Below are 19820 nucleotides of genomic sequence, written 5' to 3'. Positions count from 1 at the left end.
AAAAATTCAATATCACAAAACGTATTATAACACAGGCCATCCACTACAAGTATCGAAATGTATCATCATTGGCCTGTTTGTATAAATCGTTTTCCAACCACTACTACTTTTCGCAGTCGGGACTTCAGCTCTAGATAACGTGCGCATGTCTAGCACACCAAAAAAATCCGGGATGAAAGGGGCAATTTCATCCCGGTTTGACTAAATAACATCCACAGCAACTCTATACATGAATGCTTGTGCGATTTATTTTATGCAAGTATTCGCGGTATTGCATCCTCACTTGCCCAGGTGCAGTTATTTTCCAAAGAATTTACTTAACGATTCTGCATCCATTGGCATATTATTTTTTATAATGGAATGTACAATTTTATCTTCTTTTTCCTTGGATAATGGCTTATTAGCTATTTTTGACAAATGACGAACTAATTGTCTTACTGTCTTTTCATCGGAAAAATCTGCATTTTTCACAGAATTTGCGACTTTATATACTTCATCTGGGTTAATATTGGCATTTTGTTGTACTTTATCAAAAAGATCTTTTTGAAATTTATTCACACATTCTCCTCCTTGCTTAATTAATTCAACATATTGTATGCAAAGAGGAGAATTACTGTTATTGTGAATAGCGCTCTGTTAGCAATTTGGCCAAATCGTCCATTTCTTCCCGTTTATTTCTATTCATTAATTGTTCAACGACATCTCCAGGTTCCTTTTCATCAAATAAAACTTGATGAATGCCTGCCGTAATCGGCATTTCAACTTGTTGATCTTCAGCAAATTGGTATGCAGCTTTAACTGTTCTCACACCTTCTACAACCATACCCATCTGCTTTAACACGTCATCTAATTTATACCCTTGACCTAATAAATTCCCGGCACGCCAGTTACGGCTATGTACACTTGTACATGTAACAATTAAATCACCTACACCTGGTAAGCCCAAAAAGCTGAGTGGATTCGCTCCAAGTGATGTTCCTAAGCGCGCAATTTCAGCTAAGCCCCTTGTTATAAGAGCCGCTTTCGCATTATCTCCATACCCCAGGCCATCCGAAATACCTGCACCTAAGGCGATAATATTCTTCAATGCTCCTCCCAGCTCTATCCCGAGAATATCGGGGCTTGTGTAAACACGAAAGGATTCATTAATAAATAAATCCTGTGCATGCTCTGCTTTCGCATTATTCAAAGAAGAAACTGTTACCGTTGTAGGCTGTCTAAGCGCAACCTCTTCTGCATGGCTGGGGCCAGATAAAACTACAATATCTTCATCGTTATAGTGATCCATTTCTTCACTTATTAGTTGTGAAACCCGTTTCAATGTTACTGGTTCAATACCTTTAGAAGCATGGATAAGGGTAACTCGTTGTTCCAGTATTTCATTCAGTTGGCCACACACCTCACGTATTGCACTTGTAGGCACGACAATAACAATCGACGTCACGTCGTGTATCGCTTCATCTAGATTATAAAATGCTTTAATTTGCTTTGGGATTGTCACATCTAAATATTTTTCATTTTTGTGTGTCTGGTTAATGGTTTCAACTTGGTCCCTTCGATGTGACCAAAGACGAACATCATTTCCGTTATCTGCTAAAACAATACTTAATGCTGTCCCCCAGCTTCCTGCACCCAATACAGCAACTTTTGCCATCTAAAATTCCTCCTCATTGCCTTTTTCTAGCAAATATTTGAATTGGTGTACCTACAAAACCAAATGCATCCCGTATTTTATTTTCTAAAAAACGTTTATACGAAAAATGCATTAATTCAGGATCATTAACAAACACGACAAAACTGGGCGGTTTAACAGCTACTTGTGTTGTATACAGTACTTTTAAACGGCTCCCTTTAAATGTTGGTGTTGGATTTATCGCTAATGCATCCATGATGACATCATTTAAAACATTAGTAGGTACTCGTTTTGCATGGTTTTCACTTGCTACTTTTATTGATGGAATAAGCGTATGCAGTCTTTTTTTTGTTTTTGCAGATAAGAAAACAATCGGAGCATAATCTAAAAACTGAAATTGCCCTCGTACCTTTGTTTCAAATTCTTTCATTGTTTTGTCATTTGCTTCCACTGCATCCCATTTATTTACAACAATAACAATGGCACGTCCCGCATCATGCGCATAGCCAGCAATTTTTTTATCTTGTTCTCTTATTCCTGTTTCAGCATCAATCAAAACTAACACGACATCTGAACGTTCAATCGCTTTCTGTGCCCGAAGTACACTATATTTCTCTGTAGTCTCATAAACTTTCCCACGTTTTCGCATACCTGCTGTATCAATAATGACGTAATCTTGATCGTCTTTATGTAAATACGTGTCAGTAGCTTCTCTTGTTGTACCTTCAATTTCACTCACGATGGCACGTTCTTCATTTAAAATGGAATTGACCAAGGATGATTTTCCAACATTTGGCCTTCCAATTAAACTAAAATAGATCATATCTTCATTTATTTCTTCATCGTCATTTTTCGGAAAGTGACTAACTGCTTCATCTAACAGATCACCTAAGCCTAGACCATGAGACCCTGAAATTGGATAAGGTTGTCCAAAACCTAAGGCATAAAATTCATAAATATTCTCACGCATTTCCGGATTATCGATTTTATTAACTCCAAGCACAATTGGCTTATTGGATTTAAACAATAATTTTGCAACCTCTTCATCGGCTGCAGTAATACCCTCTTTGCCATTTACGAGGAAAATAATAACGTCTGCTTCATCGATCGCTATTTCAGCTTGATAACGCATTTGCTGGAGTAAAGGCTCATCGCCAACTTCAATTCCTCCAGTGTCAATAATATTAAACGACTGGGATAGCCATTCACCTTGAGCATATACCCTGTCTCTTGTTACTCCCGGAATATCATCCACAATAGAGATTCTTTCACCAACTAATCTATTAAATATAGTTGATTTTCCAACATTGGGTCTTCCTACAATGGCAACAACTGATTTCCTCATGAAAGGAACATCCTTTCTCTACACCCTAATTTGCTTTAGCTTCATTCATTCTAGCAAATGTTGGTGACATTAACAATGAATTTCTTCATACATCATATTGATAAAAAGCTCATCACTAAGCTTATGAAGTGTATGTCATTCATTTTGCCACTTCACTGTTTGTTTATGGTTTTGTAACACGACATATAATTTATCTTTGCCTTTATGTAGCATTTCTAGAAATACGAGTATGACTAAAATAAATAACAAAAGATCAAAAAACTGCATTTCTCCTATGGTTATACGAAATCCATAGCTGGATAACATAAGTCCATTAATCATTTCACCACATGTCAGCCCTAATAAACCTATACTTAATTGATTGTAAAGTCCTTTAGTCAATATGGTTATAAGTAGCCCCAAAATAAAAGAAATAAGAATCACCCTTGGTGCAATCATCCAAATAGGAGCGCTCTTTTCCCAAAATAGAATGGCTGCATAACCAATCATAATCGTAAATGAAGCAAATAAGTGATATACGACACGCGGTAGCTGTATTAGTAAAATAAAGGACCCTCCAACCAATAGTAAAAACGCTACCGAGATTTGCTGATTTTGCATTTCGATTGAAAGGCTTGAACTGAGAATCGTTACTAGTATCCAACACGCCAAGATCGTTCTTCTTTTACTTTTTTTCATAAAAAATGTAACAACAATCCACAATATCCAACTAAACCAATAAAATAAAAGGCCATTTATCATATGAACACACCCCATTAGGCATTATGGGTGTTATTTGTGAATTCTATACTAAAAAGGTTCTCTCCCAATAGAGGAAAGAACCTTTGGTATCATGTTCATGAGTTTTACTTATATTTATTGAGTTTATCACCAATGAAGTCACCAATTTGGAATCCGGATTGCTCATCATCTTTTTCGTATTGCTTATAATCTTTAGCTTCCTGTTCTTGTTCTAGCTCTTTAATACTTAGGGAAATTCGTTCTTCTTTTTCATTTACATCGAGTACTTTAACCTTAATCTGCTGACCAACCTCAAGAACTTCTTGTGGTGTACCTATATGCCTATTTGCAATTTGCGAAATATGAACTAAACCTTCTACGCCGGGTAGTACTTCAATAAAAGCTCCAAAGTTAACGAGACGTTTAACAGTTCCTTCTAATACATCACCTTGTGACACGCGATCCGCTATATTAGCCCAAGGTCCTGGCAATGTTTTCTTTCGTGATAGGGAAATTCGCTCATTATCACGATCAACGGACAACACTTCAACTTTAATAGTGTCTCCCTCTGAAACTACATCAGATGCTTTATCTACATGCTCATGGGCTAACTGAGATATATGAACAAGACCATCAACACCACCAATATCAACAAAAACTCCAAAATGAGTTAAACGCTGTACAGTTCCTTCCAGTATTTGGCCTTCTTCTAATGACTGTAACAATTCATTTTTGGTTGCATTGGCTTCTTCTTCAACTACTGCCCGATGGGATAGAATGATCCGATTTTGCTCTCTATTTAAATCGGCTATCTTTACAGTTAATCGCTGATTTTTATAATCTGAAAAGTCCTCTACAAAATAAGTTTCTACTAATGAGGCCGGAATAAACCCGCGAATGCCTACGTCAACAACCAGCCCCCCTTTTACAATTTCTTTTACTTCTGTTTCAAACGTTTCATTGTTATGATACTTTTTTTCTAAATCATCCCACGCATTATCAGCGTCTATCGCTTTCTTAGAAAGTATTACTTCGTCATCATCCATTTTTATTACTTTTAAAGTAATCGTGTCCCCCTCTTTTACAACATCGTTTGTCGACTCTACGTGAAGATTGGATAATTCACCAATTGGGACTATACCTTCCGTCTTGTACCCAATGTCTACAAGAATCTGTTTTTCTTCTACTTTAATAACCGTTCCTGTTAATGTTTTACCTACTTCTACTTCTTCTAATGCATTGTTCGTTTCACTCATGTCCATAGCCTCCTAAAAGCAGTTCGAAAACGTAAACTGTCATGTAATTTTGACAACAATAAAAGTTTTCTTTAATTCCTACATTTTATTTTAGAAAATAGTTAAAAGTAAACTATTAAAAAAACCCTTTTATATAACTTCTAATAATTATAATTATTTGTCAAGTAAAGCAGTTTCTGATTGATGTTTTTCTTTAAGTATTTTAATTTCTGTCATAATTGCCTCAGCCGCTTCTTTTGCAGAAGCTTTGGTATTACGGTAATACTCCATGTCGATTGGTTCACCATATACAACCGTCAGTTTCTTCCACGCTTTATATGGTCCAAGAATAGCACATGGAATGATTACGGCATTTGATCGTAATGCAAAAAAGCCAGCTCCGGCTAATGGTTGTCCAAGTTCACCCGTTTTACTTCTGGTCCCTTCCGGAAATAACCCCAGGGTTTCGTTATTTTTAAGAATTTTAAGCCCTTTTCGTAATGCGCTACGATCACTTATCCCCCGTTTAACTGGAAACGCATGGATAGCGGTTAATAATTTGCCTAAAAATCGTTTTTCGAATAATTCTCCTTTCGCCATAAAGTATATATCTCTTGGAGAGGTAATACCAACAACAGGTGGGTCTAAATTCGATATATGATTAGAACAAATAATGACTGGCCCTTCTTGTGGTATTTTTTCCTTTCCAATTACATTGATGCGAAAAAGCGGAAAAAAAATACTGGCTACAACATATTTTGCTACTTTATATAAACTCATATGCACGCCCCCTTTATATGAGTGATTATAATGAATGAGTGACTTCTTTGACCCTATCTAAGATACGTTGAGCCACGTCGTTAATTGATAAAGAAGTCGTATCTATTTCGATTGCATCAACTGCTTGAATTAAAGGGGCCGCCTCTCGTTTAGAGTCGATAAAGTCTCGTTGCTCAATTTCTTTTTTCAACTCTTCTATATTAGGTTGAAATCCTTTTTTTACGTTTTCTTCATAACGCCGTTTCGCGCGCTCTTCAACTGTTGCAACTAAGAAAATTTTAACTTCTGCATCCGGAATTACATGCGTTCCAATATCCCGACCATCCATCACAACACCACGCTCTGCTGCTAAAGTCTGTTGTCTATTAACCATTTCTTTACGTATATTGGAATGTTTAGCAACAAAAGAGACATTGTTTGTAACGTTTTGAGAACGAATTTCGGAGGTAACATCTGTACCATCCACTAATATAAGTTGACCATTTTTATCTTGTTTTAATTTGATATCAATACGTTGTAATAATTGAACTAACAAAGCTTCATCATCTAATGGAATATGTTCGAGCATTGCTTGAAGCGTTAAAGCACGATACATTGCTCCTGTATCAATATAAATATAGGAGAGTTTTCCCGCTACGATTTTTGCTACGGTGCTTTTTCCAGCTGCTGCCGGGCCATCAATTGCGATTGCTATTGTTTTCGTACTCACTAAATTCATTCCTCTCGTCACCCTATAAGTTTATCCGTTTTTTAAATATGGCAAGTACTTCGTTACTACTGACCATCTTCCTTTAAATAATAACATAACTGTTATGAAAAACGCTATCGCATCTTGTTAGTGAGAAATAAAAAGGAAAGGCATAAGCCCTTCCTTAAAAGTTCCCTGCGTAATTTATTTCTTTGCCATCTAATTTTTCTACTTTCTCTTCTTTTCCATCCATTGCATTAATAAATATCCGATATGTTTCATTATCTAACACCCCAAGAAACTCATAGGTGAAAACTTCTTCACCCATATCGTTATCAATAACAGCCATAAATTCTTCCTGGATTTCTACATTAGGATTTACAGCTTCTTTCGCTTCATCTTCAGACAGTTTGGGCTCAGGTATATCCCTGTCGTCGTGGTTCATAAAGTAGTTCTCTGCGGTGACCCCTAATATTTCACCATTATCCAACCCAACTTTAACTTCTATGGCATCGGAGAATACGCGAACACCGTCATCATTATATATAAATGAATAAAAACCGACATTGTCGTATTCATTACTTTCGTAAACCTGCATATTGTCGAAGTTATTGTTTTCTATATATGCTTCTGCTTCTTTCAATCCTTCATTAAGGCTTATTTGTTTATCATTAACCGGTCTGTCAATTAAAAGCGTAAGTGGATGTCCTCCTTGTACAGACATGTCCATATAACCATTTTTTTCATCATCTCTGTAGGAAATACTATACATAGGAACGTTAGCACCATCACCACTTGGTGTAAGCGTTAAGTCTTGTTCATTATCGACATTAAAATGTTTTTTACTTAAATTTAACGCCTCTTCCTCGCTAATCTGATCACCATTCAAAAACTTATATTCATGTTCTTGTGACGAGGTGCCAGTTATGGGAGAGTCCACATTACTCTCTGAAAACCCTTCTACTGTGTCTTCCACTGTTTGGAATCCATCAATGATTGTATTATCCACTTGCTCATCCTCATTAGCTAAGGCAAGTTGAACATCCATCCAGCGTAGATTATTATCTAAAGTAGCATGCTGCACACGCCGTAGTTCATCTTTAATATCTGCCGATTGAGCATATAAATCTTCTAATGACTTCGTTTCTTCTTCTGAAAGCGGTTCATCTTCTAAATTTCGTACTGCAGTTCGATACGTAAAATCCCCAATATTAGAAAGAAATTCTTCCGTTTTATTAAAGGGTAACAAACCAAGTGGCAATTGACCGACATTTGATAAAGATTCGGATGTCAAACGCCATATATCCACTAATTGCGGAGAAAGTTTTTGATTTGAGTTCATAGCTAAAGCTGTACCGATTTTGTCATTTAACAAATCCATATTATAGGAAAGTTCATGAAACGCACGTTGATATTCATTTTCTGCTTGTGTAAGCACGGCGTTCTTTTCCTGATGTTCCTGGTAACCCCAAAAAGCTGTTCCAGCAACTCCAATTGTAAGTACGGTTATTAAAATCCAACGAATCATATACCTCACACCTTTCTATAAAGCAAATATGTGTTTGCCTATTTTTTTAATTTGTTGCCTTGACCAAATCCATTCTGATGTTGCCGTATCCGGGTTAAAATAATAGATTGCGTTTCCTGTAGGATCCCATCCATTAATTGCATCAAGTACAGCCTTCCTTGCGGTCTCATCTGGGGTTAACCATATCTGACCGTCTGCAACTGCAGTAAAGGCTCTTGGTTCAAATATTACACCAGAGGCTGTATTGGGAAATGTGGGACTTTCCACTCGATTTAAGATAACTGCTGCAACTGCAACCTTACCTACGTACGGCTCTCCTCGAGCTTCTCCATTGACGGCATTTGCCATCAATTGAATATCGTTTTGTGAATAGCCCTGTGGTACATTTACACTTGCCGTGTTTGATGTTTGTCCTTCTGCAGACTCATCTTCTGCATTCGCCCCACCGTTTTCTTCACCAGAAGCAGACTGATTATCGTTACCTCCATAATGTCTAAAATTATTTTCCTGATTCATTTGTTCTTTTACATAGTTTTCATCATAATTACTTGCTTGCACTAGCTTATCTTTTGTAGTCTGTCCGGCTAAACCATCTATATTAAGTCCGAACTCATATTGAAAGTTTCTTAAGGCCCAGTATGTACCCCAACTGAAAACCCCATCAATATCCCCGTTGTAGAAACCTAGGTATTGTAATCTGGCTTGTAATTCAATAACATCATCCCCTGTTGCACCTTGCTGAACCACTTGCGAGCTAAAAGCATTTACAGGTTTTTGTGGCTGTGACATGAACAGTCCTATAGTTAGTAAACATGTAATTACAAATAAAAGAGACAGTTTTTTATAGGCCATCGTTTATCCTCCTGATTATATTATGATACCTATTTTTTGAATTAATGTCTTTTTTATTCATAAATAGAGGAATATATGCGAGTTGTTCAATTAAAAATCCATTTCACGATAAAAATAAAGGACCAATACCCAAATCTAGGATTGAAAACCGCTGTGGAAAAACACTAGTCTTTCTTCACTAGCGTGTATCATTACAATCATTATTCATAGCTCTGCAAAAATAATAAAAAGGATAGCTGATCCGACAATCAGCTATCCTTTTTATTATTAATCGCGTTTGCAATCTTTTCCCCGTGAAAACGTCCATTTTCGATAAATATTTTATTATTATTATATCCAGCCGCTACAACACCTGCTACATATATTCCGGGGATATTTGTTTCATAAGTGCTGTCATTAAAATGAGGAACCCCACTTTGCTCATCAATGAATATTCCTATATCTTTTAGAAAATGTAGATCCGGTTTATATCCAGTCATTGCAAACACAAAGTCGTTTTTAAGTTTATATGCTTGTTCGCCAGTTGTATAATGAATATGATTATTTGTAATTGCTGTAACTTCAGCGTTAAAATGCATTTGAACAATATCTTTTCTTATTAATGAATCAAATTCGGGAAGTATCCAAGGTTTTATACTCTTTGAATATACTCCACCACGATAGAAAACCGTGACATTAGCACCAGCCTTGTGAAGCTCTAATGTGGCATCTACAGCAGAGTTTTTCCCGCCAATAACTGTTACATCTTTATTATAATAAGGGTGCGCCTCCTTAAAGTAATGCATCACTTTATCGAGATTTTCACCGGGAATATTCATGTAATTGGGATGATCATAATAGCCAGTGGCGATAACTACATGATCGGCAAAATACTTTTGGTTTTCTCCTGTGTTCTTCTTTGTAGTTAGTTGGAAACGATGGTCAACTTGTTCAACCTCCATTACGCTTTCATATGTATTTATACGCAATTGTTTCCGATCAGCTACTGTACGATAGTAAGCCAGAGCCTGATTTCTTACAGGTTTTTGTTTTTCCGTAATAAAGGGGACTTCCCCAATTTCCAACTTTTCACTTGAACTAAAAAAGGTTTGGTGGGTCGGAAAATTATAAATCGTATTTACTACATTTCCCTTTTCAATGATTAACGGGGAGATTCCAAGCTTTTGTAATTCAATGGCGCAGGACATTCCACATGGCCCCCGCCAATAATAATAACTTTTTCTTTCTGCAAAGATATACACTTCCTTTATATAAATTCCTACCTAGCATATACAGTAAAAAACTCCTATCTAATTATACCTGATAAGAGTTTTTTCGTCATATCGTTTGATTGTTTAATTATTAAATGGTTAGACCCATCCGCGAAATCTGGAAGCTTCAGCCATTTTTCTGACACCAACCATATATGCTGCCAGACGCATGTCAACACGCCTGGTTTTGGACGTATTAAAAATTTGGTTAAATGATTTAATCATAATTTCATGAAGCTTTTTCTCTATTTCTTCTTCTGTCCAATAGTAGCCTTGATTGTTTTGTACCCATTCAAAATAAGAGACAGTAACTCCGCCGGAAGAAGCCATAACATCAGGTACCAAAAGGATACCTCTATCAGATAGAGCTTTTGTACCACCCATCGTTGTCGGGCCATTTGCTGCTTCCACTACAATTTCTGCCTTAATATTATGTGCATTTTCCTCTGTAATTTGATTCTCTACAGCTGCTGGAACTAAAATATCACAATCCAATTCAAGTAATTCTTTATTGGTTATTGTACTATCGAAAAGTTTCGTAACCGTTCCAAAACTATCTCTTCTGTCTAAAAGATAGTCAATATCAAGGCCATCCGGGTCGTGCAATCCGCCGTATGCATCTGAAATTCCGACAATTTTTGCTCCCGCATCATGCATGAATTTTGCAAGAAAGCTGCCAGCGTTTCCAAACCCTTGAACAACAACTCTTGCCCCTTTTACATCCAGGCCTCTTTTCTTAGCAGCTTCATTAATACAAATTGTAACCCCTTTTGCAGTTGCAGCTTCTCTACCGTGTGATCCGCCAAGCGCAATTGGTTTACCAGTAATAAAACCGGGGCTGTTAAACTCGTCAATCCGACTGTATTCATCCATCATCCAAGCCATAATTTGTGAATTTGTAAATACATCGGGTGCTGGAATATCCTTGTTAGGACCTACAATTTGACTGATTGCACGAACATATCCACGGCTCAGTCCCTCAAGTTCACGGAAAGACATTTCTCTCGGGTCACATATAATTCCACCTTTACCCCCACCATACGGAAGGTCTACTATACCGGCTTTTAAACTCATCCAAATAGATAATGCTTTTACTTCTGTTTCTGTAACATTGGGATGGAATCGAACCCCACCTTTTGTTGGGCCAACTGCATCATTATGCTGTGCACGATATCCGGTAAAAACTTTAATGGATCCGTCATCCATACGAACTGGAATTCTCACTGTCATCATACGGATTGGGTCCTTTAAAAGCTCAAAAACTTCATCAGGGTAACCCAATTTCTCCAATGCAGTTTTTACAACAGTTCGTGTTGAACTTAAAACATCCATTTTTTTATCATCTTCTTTGGTAGAATCTGCTGCTTTTTCGGCTACCATGAATTTACCTCCTAGAATATCCATAAATATTTTAGATATAGCTGTACTCAGACATTAGTATACACCTTCATGATAAATATGCAATAAAATAAATTCATTTTTCCCCTGCATAGCTGCTACGAAAAACTGCTCTGCAAACAATGGGTACCTGTTTTTTTCAGGAATTAAAAACCCTCATAATTTGTTTAACCGCATTCGACTGGTAAATTACCTTCCCATATTCCTTTAACTTATAGGATGTAATAATGCTTGGATTCGCATATTCGGACATGATCGCAATAATGTCTTCTTTGATTTTATCTTCCAAATCATTGTCATCTAACAGCATATAATAAAGGTTATCCATATAATAGACTTGCCCTCCCATTATTGGCAATACTGACAGATACGGTGATACTTGAATTACATTCTCAAAATCCTCAAAGGAAAATAGTAACTCTTCACTCTCATCCAACGTCACTTTCATTTCAATGAAATCATCATCCCAATTCTGATCTTCGAAATTTTGTGTAACAATAACATGCATCCCTTGTGCTTGCATTAAATGTACTTGAACAAGCAACATACCTTCTAATTCAAATCCCAGCTCTGTACTAGCTTCATACATCATATCGCTAAACAGATTACGGACACTTGACGCATCATGCCACAAATCATCTCTTGTAAACCCACGTTCAATTAGGTCATCAAATGTTAAAAATATCCTAAATTGATTATCGGTCAACCGCTCAATACGCATACAGTATCCTCCCTCATATAACTATCTTACATTTATTTAAAACATAAATTATTTCGCAACACCTTACTAAAAATATCCCTTTATACACTATATGCTTCTTACGTAATTGTTGAACGTAACTTATATTTTTATACGCTCTTTTTATGCTATTTATTTATCTTTCACCAAGCTATTAATTTGTATTTATACATTTTTTTAGTTACTGAAATATAATGGTGACGGAGAACTATAAATTGCTTATCACGTTTATCAATTCTTCTTCCCACAAGAGATATGCTCCTGTCAATACAACCAATAGTAAAATAAAAACGATTAAAAAACGCAGCAGTGGACCTCCTAAACTTCCCACTTTTATATGTGTGCGTTGCTTATTTTTACGATGTACTTCTTTTCTTGGAGGCAAATTTAACACATCAATTTCTCGTTCTTGTACTTCTGTTTCTTCTATTGCTGCTATTTGGCTATTGTCTCCCTTAGCTCCATCTCTCTGCTGCACTTCATCCAGTAGAGACTTTAGTTCTGTTGCTTGATCCTCTTGATTACTTGAATTATTATTCATTCTATAAAGCACCCCATTTTTGAAAGCGAATAAGTAATCCTGATAAAAAATCAACTGTAAAATGTGCAACTATCGTGACGAGTAAATTCCCGGTTATTTCAAACATATATCCAATGTAGAAACTTACAAATAAGACCGAGATCAATAAGACAGGTTTTTTCAAATAACGGAAGTGAACGAGTGCAAATAATACACTGGTAAACACGTAACCAAAGGTAGTTTGGATGACCCCTCTAAATAATATTTCCTCCGAAATAGCTACTATGAGAGAGAGGATAAATATATAGGCAATGGACTGATTTTTAAAGACCCGTTCATTAATACCTCCATCATCATAATAGTGTTTTGGGAGAACAACCATTAACCATACATCGACTAACACAATAATAAGTCCCGGAATGACCCCATAATAGAGCATTTCATTTAGATCCCAGTCAAAATATAGAAGCCATTCAGATATATTACGGAATAAAAATATACTAAGTATGAGACCAATAAATAGGAATATAAACTGTGATAGTAGCAATTGCTTTTTTAGTTCTTTGTCTGACATCATCTTAATGATTTCACTTTGTTTCATCCGTTGCTCCAATCAATAGCAATTTTTCTAATTTCTCCTGCCACGTTGTTGTACCTGTTTCTTTGATATGCTTCTCAACTGGTTTCCAATTTGCAAAAGAAAAACCACAATTACTGCAACATTGATATTTGGGACTGCTATATGAAGATTGAAAGCTTTTATACAAGTGTTTTCTTAGACATTCTTTTTCATGTATCCATGTGAGCATTTCCGTTAATTTGTTCTCTTTTAGTAAAGAGCGCTTCATTCGATGATTATTTATTTGTTGAAATGCCTGCTGCCAATTTTCCCGTTGATAAATAATTCTATTTCCCTCAATCATACCATGCTTTTCAAATTGATAGGTTAAAAATCGCCACTGTATTTCACTGATTTGGAACAAATTCTCTACCTGTGTGATGTCATCGGGAATTAAGGATTCAGCTTGATATAGCTTATATAATTCATGAAATACCAGTTTTAAATCATCTGCTGTTGGTAGTTCCTTTTGAATAATTTTCCTTGGAAGATATGCATCTTTCTCAGAAAATAGCAATAAACTGACACTCGATTTTCCATCCCTACCTGCTCGTCCAACCTCCTGAATGTATGCTTCTATTTGGGGCGGGAGGTGAAAATGAATAACCAAGCGAATATTATCTTTGTTAACCCCCATCCCAAATGCGCTTGTACAGCATATAACATCCAGTTGATCATTCATAAATTGCTGTTGAATCGTAATACGATCATATTGTTCCATTCCTCCATGGTAAAATGCAATTCGTTTGAAAGGCAGTTTTTCAGAAAGAAATCGGGCTGTGGTTTCCGCCATATTTCTACTTGAAAAATAGATTAATGTTGGAACCTGATAATTTGCCAGTAATTCGCTAATTATAGATTGTTTTTGTGTATTGTCAGTAACTTGCTCTACAGCAAAGGCAATATTATCTCTGTCCATTGGATATATATGTTTTGTAATGTTCGGGACTTTTAAAGCAGTTATAATATCCTGTTGAACTTCTGGTGTTGCCGTTGCGCTTAGTGCTAATAAAGGAGGATTATCAAGTGATTGTATAATGGAAGCAAGCTTTAGATAATCCGGTCGAAATTCATGCCCCCATTGAGATATGCAATGCGCTTCATCGATTACGAATAAACGTATCTTTAATTTTCGCAAATACTCCATGATCTCATTTTTTTGTAATAATTCAGGAGAAATATAGATTAACTTATACGTATGTAAGTGATCATATGCACGTTTTCTTTCTATTGAAGCCATAAAACTATTTATGGCAATAACCTTTTTGAAATTCATAGCTTTTAATTGCTTTACTTGATCTACCATTAAAGAAATTAATGGTGACACAACAATCACTGTCCCATAGTCTAACAATGCGGCCGGCAATTGGTAGCAAATCGATTTACCGGAACCAGTGGGGAGTACTCCAAGTACATCTTTCCCACTCATAATATCTTCTATAATTTCTTTTTGTCCCAAACGAAAAGCTGTATAATTAAAATGGGTTCTTAAGCTGTCCTCCAGCATCATCTGGGAATTCATTTTATACGTACACCTCATTTCAGCAAGTCTTTGGTCCTGGCCAATACCAAACGTATTTGAAAATAACTGATGTCAGTATTAAGCTGCTGTTTTATATTTTTTAATTTCGTCGATTTTATGTTGTTAAAGACATTTATAATATCCTGCTGGCTTTCCTCATTCACATAATCGTTTATTGGAAAATCTGTCCTATATAAAGCGATCTCCACAATATGATCATAAATGGTGTTTGGCTTTAACTGTCTTATTTTAGATATGTTATCAATCGAATATTTTTTTTGTAACAATTCATAGGTCGTACGTGCAGAAGCTGTCATAGACGTTTGCTGTAACAAATCATTTGTTAACATACACAGAAATGGATAATGCGCTTGTTCCTTTTCCACTAGGTTTAACATGCGATGCTTTATTGCTGTAGACCATAGTATTACATCATCAGGTGTCATCTCATACTTATCCGCAAGTTGATTCACGCTCATGCCATAGTTTTTAAAACCGGTTAATCGATCCACAAACATTCCTGCTTCATGATCCGAAAAATAATGTAGAAGGTTCGATAATTCATCATGAATTGCCGGTAATAATTTCGTTTCATGGGGTTTCATTTTTTTGTAAAAAGATCTCACCCAATTTTCAATCGGTAACTTATCAATGACAGGAATAAAGGAAAAGTAGTTCATTTTACTATTGGTTAATGTTTGTATCAGTAATGTTAAACGTTCCAAAAAAACATTCGCACTATCATGAAACTTCAACCCATTGTAATAATCGAACGGGAGATTTTTTCGATGTTTATTGATCCATTCTACTCCTGTTTTGGTAGGCATGTAAATAGTCTCAGACTTTTGAGAGGAACTCTCCTGAAGCAACCCACTACGTACCAATTCATGTAATTTATATTCAAATTGAACTTGATTTAAATGATGATATACACCGTAGAATTGCTCAAGGTTATAGAGATGCGCATCCTGAACGGTTTGAATGGATTTTTTAGCTCTTAATAAATGATAAATGGCCATCTCTGTTCGTTCTGCATTCATTCGCAGAAAACATAATAGAATGATCCCTTCGAATAACAATGGTCCTCAGCTCCCCCTTAAAAATCCTATCGTGATATTACCTCTACTATAGTATAAAACAAGAAAAATACCAACTGGAATTCAGCTGGTATTAGTTATTACCGTACACTTTAATATCATCTGTTATTTTGTTTGTGGGATTTTAAAGCTAAAGGTTGTTCCTTGATCCACTTTACTGTTTACAGTAATAATACCATGATGTGCATCGATAATATTTTTCGCAATTGCTAATCCTAGTCCTGTGCCTTTTTTGGAATTATTCTTTGTTCTGGATTTATCCGCTTTATAAAAACGTTCAAACACAAATGGTAAATCTTCTTCAGGAATTCCACTCCCATTATCTTCAATAAACACATGAAATTCACTCGAATTAGATTCAATATATACCTTAACAAATCCACATTCACTCGTATGTCGAATTGCATTATCGACCAAATTTGTGAAAACTTGCTCTAGCCTATCCGGATCAATGGTTACGAATGATTCAGTTATATTTTTATGCAGTGAAAATTCGATTTGATTGTCAGTTGCTAATCCATTAAATTTCTTCATGACTCGGTCGACATACGCTTCTATATCTACAGTTTCCATGTTCAGCTGGATATTGCCGGCTTCCATACGTGCCAGATCCAGTAATTCATTAACCAGTCGCCCCATTCGAAGAGACTCTTCATGAATGATTTTTGCGAGTTCATTTTTTTCTGATTGGCTCTCCGCAACATCATCAACAATTGCTTCACTGTATCCTTGAAGCATGGAGATGGGTGTACGTAACTCATGCGACACATTTGCTATAAAGTCTTTACGAAATTTATCCAAGCGTCTTTCTTCTGTCATATCACGGATTACAGCTACTGCCCCGCGTACATGAGATTGATCATATAGTGGTGTCATCAACATCACATAATTTCGCCCCTGTATACTTATCTCATGTAAAGCTTCCGACTCTCCGTCAATCACCTTTTGTAATACTTGATTTAGTTCAGCTGGCAATGGACGATTATCTTCAGTCATTTCAATATTATGTTCAAAATTCCAGTCTTCAATGAATTTTTCTGCAGGAGGGTTAGTGACAACCATATCCCCATTTCTATTTAAGGTCACAACGCCATCTGCCATCGAACTGACGATACTGGAAAGCTGTTCTTTTTCCTGATGGAGCGCATTAATATGAAATTTAAGCTGTCTTCCCATTCGATTAAATGCCACAGCCAATTCCCCGATTTCATCATGGGATAAAACAGGAACCTTCGTATTAAATTCTCCTCTAGTTAAATCAGAAACGGCCTCTCGCATTTTGATTAGAGGGGATGTTATTCGTGTTGATAGGAAAAAGGCAAAAAATATTGTCAAGATAATGGCAATTCCGGCTGCCAAAAATATAATCTTGGTCGTTTCTGCTTTTGTTTGTTCAATAACATCCAGCGATTGATATACAAATACTGCACCATCATTCGTAAATGTTGGCGCCCCAACAATCATTGCTTCAATCTCGGTGCCTGGTAAAACGATTTGTTTCCTTATGCGTTCATCATTCGTTAATACATCGGTTAAGCCAGTTTCCTTTTCTATCCAATCCGCTTGAAACTCTGTCAAATTTTCATTAGCACTATCGGAAACCCAAATGTCTTCTTCATCAAACATGATTGCAATACGGCTGTCCGGATCTTGAATACGTTCCGTTGTTTCAAGGGCTGTTGATCGATTCGGTTGTTGTTCCACTAACTCGGCAACTCTAGTTGCTGTTTGCATCATTTCTTTTTCTGCCTCATCAATATGAAATTCCTCAAAAAACTCCAATAATAAAATGGTCAATATAAGTAAGACGAAGGAAACCAGCAATAGGATGGTTAATGCCAGTTTGCCAACTACACTGCGCCAGAACATTATTCTTCATCTACCTCAAATTTATATCCAACACCCCATACAGTTACAATCATCTTTGCAGCTTCTTCGGAAATATTGTTTAATTTTTCCCGTAGTCGCTTTACATGTGTATCGACGGTACGTAAATCACCGAAAAACTCATACTGCCAAACTTCTTTTAACAATTGCTCACGGTGAAATACTTTATCTGGTGATTGCGCTAGAAAACAAAGCAATTCATATTCTTTTGGTGTTAAAGCAACTTCCATACCATCTGCCGTTACCCGATGTGCATCATGATCTATCGTTAAATGCGGAAAAACAAGAATATCTCTTGCCTCTACATCTACATCTTTAAAAGAGGAAGACGATACTCTTCGTAGCAAAGCCTTAACACGTAAGACAACTTCTCTGGGACTAAATGGCTTTACAATATAATCATCAGCCCCCGTTTCAAACCCCTGTACCCGATTGCTCTCTTCCCCTTTGGCTGTCAGCATAATTACCGGAGTTTCCTTTTCTTTTCTTAGTTCACGGCAAACTTCGATTCCATCCATCTCTGGCATCATAATATCTAATAAAATAACATCATAATCATTTTTAAGTGCTTTTTGTAAAGCATCTTTCCCATTTTCTGCTTCATCAATTTCATAGTCATCTCTTTCTAAATACATACGGATTAATCGACGAATTCGTTCTTCATCGTCTACTACTAATATTTTACTAGCTATGTCCATGAAAATTCCCCCTTATTCGACCTTATTTAAAGTATAAACCATGACTAGTTAAAAGTATAAGAAAAAAGCAAGGTATCATCGCTTTTTATAATGACACCTTGCTTGAACATATCTAAGCATAGGAATGTAAACCGGCCAAGACCAGATTTACGGCAATCAGATTAAACATAATGATGGCAAACCCGACGACAGCCAGCCAAGCAGATTTCTCGCCATGCCACCCTCTTGAAAGTCGTAAATGCAAGTATGCAGCATAGAAAAACCATGTTATTAATGCCCAAACCTCTTTAGGATCCCATCCCCAGAAACGGTCCCAGGCAATTTGTGCCCATATTGCAGCAAATATTAAACCGCCAAGTGTAAATACCGGGAAGCCTATTGCTACGGCACGATAATTAATTTCATCCAAAAGATCCGGTTTGGTGTTTTTAAGAATGGGTTGAATAGCTGCCCCAACTCTTTTTCTTATCACTAAACGGACTAGGATATATATCATAGATCCAGTAATGAATGACCATACCACTGTATTAAATTTCCTGCCGGCGTCTTGACCATGCATCCATTCAGGTGATTCAAACCATGGTTGCATCACACCTTCTGTTACTAACGTTCCTTCGTTAGGTCCTGCAATTGCTGGTAGGTGATAATCTGTTGTAACCCTTGTATTTTGTTCTGTATACTCAAATGTTGCATGATAATCTGCTAAGTTAAAGGCTGTTGTAATCACAACAAAGCCAACAAACAGGAACAGCGAATATAAAACAATCTCTAACCACGTTGTCCGTTTGCTTCTAACAGATTGATCGATTTGTCTGATCAAATAAATCAACCCGGCAATAAAACTAATAGCAAGTATTCCTTGTGCCAAAGAAACGGTTGTCACATGTATGTACAACCAGTGGCTTTGCAAAGATGGTACCAATGGAGATATCTCAGTTGGAAACATGCTGGCATAAGCAATCATAATCATTGCTACAGGTAGTGCAAACAGTCCCAGGACATTGAGGTTGTAAATAAAGTAAAGGATGATAAACGCCAAAACCATACACATACCAAAGAATGTCATAAATTCAAATAAATTACTTACCGGAGCATGTCCACTAGCTATCCACCTGGTGATCAAATAACCAAGTTGTGCCATAAAACCAATGATGGTTAGTGTAATCCCAATTTTACTTGCTGTTTTTGTTCTACTTTTTTTCGTTGTACGCTTATCTCTTATGCTTGCGCCAAAGAAAAATGTCGCGATTAAGTAAAGTACAAAAGCTGTATAAAGTAATGTACTACTTATGCTTACTAAACTACTCAT

The 19820-nt window shown here is 36.4% G+C and carries 18 protein-coding genes and 1 pseudogene; all 19 read right to left on the bottom strand.

Going from position 1 to position 19820, the window contains the following annotated elements:
• Window positions 1-297 precede the first annotated feature (297 nt).
• Complete coding sequence (locus KFZ56_RS10575; RefSeq protein ID WP_222641902.1) at window positions 298-558, bottom strand: stage VI sporulation protein F; 261 nt, start codon at window positions 556-558, stop codon at window positions 298-300.
• A gap of 58 nt (window positions 559-616) precedes the next feature.
• Entirely contained in the window at window positions 617-1654 is a 1038-nt protein-coding gene (locus KFZ56_RS10570; RefSeq protein WP_222641901.1) for an NAD(P)H-dependent glycerol-3-phosphate dehydrogenase, read from the bottom strand.
• A gap of 13 nt (window positions 1655-1667) precedes the next feature.
• Complete coding sequence (gene der / locus KFZ56_RS10565) at window positions 1668-2978, bottom strand: ribosome biogenesis GTPase Der (protein WP_222641900.1); 1311 nt, start codon at window positions 2976-2978, stop codon at window positions 1668-1670.
• Between the two features lie 135 nt (window positions 2979-3113).
• Window positions 3114-3719, bottom strand: coding sequence for a YphA family membrane protein (locus KFZ56_RS10560; protein ID WP_222641899.1), 606 nt, complete (start codon window positions 3717-3719; stop codon window positions 3114-3116).
• 104 nt (window positions 3720-3823) lie between these two features.
• Window positions 3824-4954, bottom strand: coding sequence for a 30S ribosomal protein S1 (gene rpsA, locus KFZ56_RS10555; protein ID WP_222641898.1), 1131 nt, complete (start codon window positions 4952-4954; stop codon window positions 3824-3826).
• A gap of 153 nt (window positions 4955-5107) precedes the next feature.
• Window positions 5108-5713 (bottom strand): lysophospholipid acyltransferase family protein, encoded by a 606-nt coding sequence (locus tag KFZ56_RS10550; protein WP_222641897.1) that lies wholly within the window; start codon window positions 5711-5713, stop codon window positions 5108-5110.
• Window positions 5714-5738: 25 nt separating this feature from the next.
• Window positions 5739-6431 (bottom strand): (d)CMP kinase, encoded by a 693-nt coding sequence (gene cmk / locus KFZ56_RS10545; RefSeq protein WP_222641896.1) that lies wholly within the window; start codon window positions 6429-6431, stop codon window positions 5739-5741.
• 154 nt (window positions 6432-6585) lie between these two features.
• Window positions 6586-7929 (bottom strand): germination protein YpeB, encoded by a 1344-nt coding sequence (gene ypeB, locus KFZ56_RS10540; protein ID WP_222641895.1) that lies wholly within the window; start codon window positions 7927-7929, stop codon window positions 6586-6588.
• A gap of 15 nt (window positions 7930-7944) precedes the next feature.
• Window positions 7945-8718, bottom strand: coding sequence for a spore cortex-lytic enzyme (gene sleB, locus KFZ56_RS10535; RefSeq protein WP_375540699.1), 774 nt, complete (start codon window positions 8716-8718; stop codon window positions 7945-7947).
• 311 nt (window positions 8719-9029) lie between these two features.
• A pseudogene (locus KFZ56_RS10530) lies at window positions 9030-10012 on the bottom strand (YpdA family putative bacillithiol disulfide reductase).
• A gap of 118 nt (window positions 10013-10130) precedes the next feature.
• Complete coding sequence (locus tag KFZ56_RS10525; RefSeq protein WP_222641893.1) at window positions 10131-11411, bottom strand: Glu/Leu/Phe/Val family dehydrogenase; 1281 nt, start codon at window positions 11409-11411, stop codon at window positions 10131-10133.
• 157 nt (window positions 11412-11568) lie between these two features.
• Window positions 11569-12150: a genetic competence negative regulator gene (locus tag KFZ56_RS10520; RefSeq protein WP_222641892.1), complete on the bottom strand. Its 582-nt coding sequence runs from the start codon at window positions 12148-12150 to the stop codon at window positions 11569-11571.
• Window positions 12151-12376: 226 nt separating this feature from the next.
• On the bottom strand, window positions 12377-12709 hold the full coding sequence (locus KFZ56_RS10515; RefSeq protein ID WP_222641891.1) for a hypothetical protein: 333 nt from the start codon (window positions 12707-12709) through the stop codon (window positions 12377-12379).
• A 1-nt stretch (window position 12710) separates the two neighbouring features.
• Window positions 12711-13289: a CPBP family intramembrane glutamic endopeptidase gene (locus KFZ56_RS10510; protein WP_222641890.1), complete on the bottom strand. Its 579-nt coding sequence runs from the start codon at window positions 13287-13289 to the stop codon at window positions 12711-12713.
• On the bottom strand, window positions 13276-14829 hold the full coding sequence (locus tag KFZ56_RS10505; RefSeq protein WP_222641889.1) for a RecQ family ATP-dependent DNA helicase: 1554 nt from the start codon (window positions 14827-14829) through the stop codon (window positions 13276-13278). The genes KFZ56_RS10510 and KFZ56_RS10505 overlap by 14 nt, the downstream gene beginning before the upstream one ends.
• A gap of 14 nt (window positions 14830-14843) precedes the next feature.
• Window positions 14844-15908, bottom strand: a complete 1065-nt coding sequence (locus tag KFZ56_RS10500; protein WP_222641888.1) for a YpbB family protein — start codon at window positions 15906-15908, stop codon at window positions 14844-14846.
• A gap of 123 nt (window positions 15909-16031) precedes the next feature.
• Window positions 16032-17795, bottom strand: coding sequence for an ATP-binding protein (locus KFZ56_RS10495; RefSeq protein ID WP_222641887.1), 1764 nt, complete (start codon window positions 17793-17795; stop codon window positions 16032-16034).
• Entirely contained in the window at window positions 17795-18511 is a 717-nt protein-coding gene (locus tag KFZ56_RS10490) for a response regulator transcription factor (RefSeq protein WP_222641886.1), read from the bottom strand. The genes KFZ56_RS10495 and KFZ56_RS10490 overlap by 1 nt, the downstream gene beginning before the upstream one ends.
• A gap of 112 nt (window positions 18512-18623) precedes the next feature.
• The gene (gene ccsB, locus KFZ56_RS10485; protein WP_222641885.1) at window positions 18624-19820 is read right to left on the bottom strand and encodes a c-type cytochrome biogenesis protein CcsB; all 1197 of its coding nucleotides are present in this window, start codon (window positions 19818-19820) and stop codon (window positions 18624-18626) included.

This window comes from Virgibacillus sp. NKC19-3 (assembly GCF_019837165.1).
GTDB classification, from domain to species: domain Bacteria; phylum Bacillota; class Bacilli; order Bacillales; family Amphibacillaceae; genus Virgibacillus_L; species Virgibacillus_L saliphilus.
The sequence above is the reverse complement of the archived record's forward strand: the minus strand, read 5'-3'. Positions and strand labels throughout refer to the sequence as shown.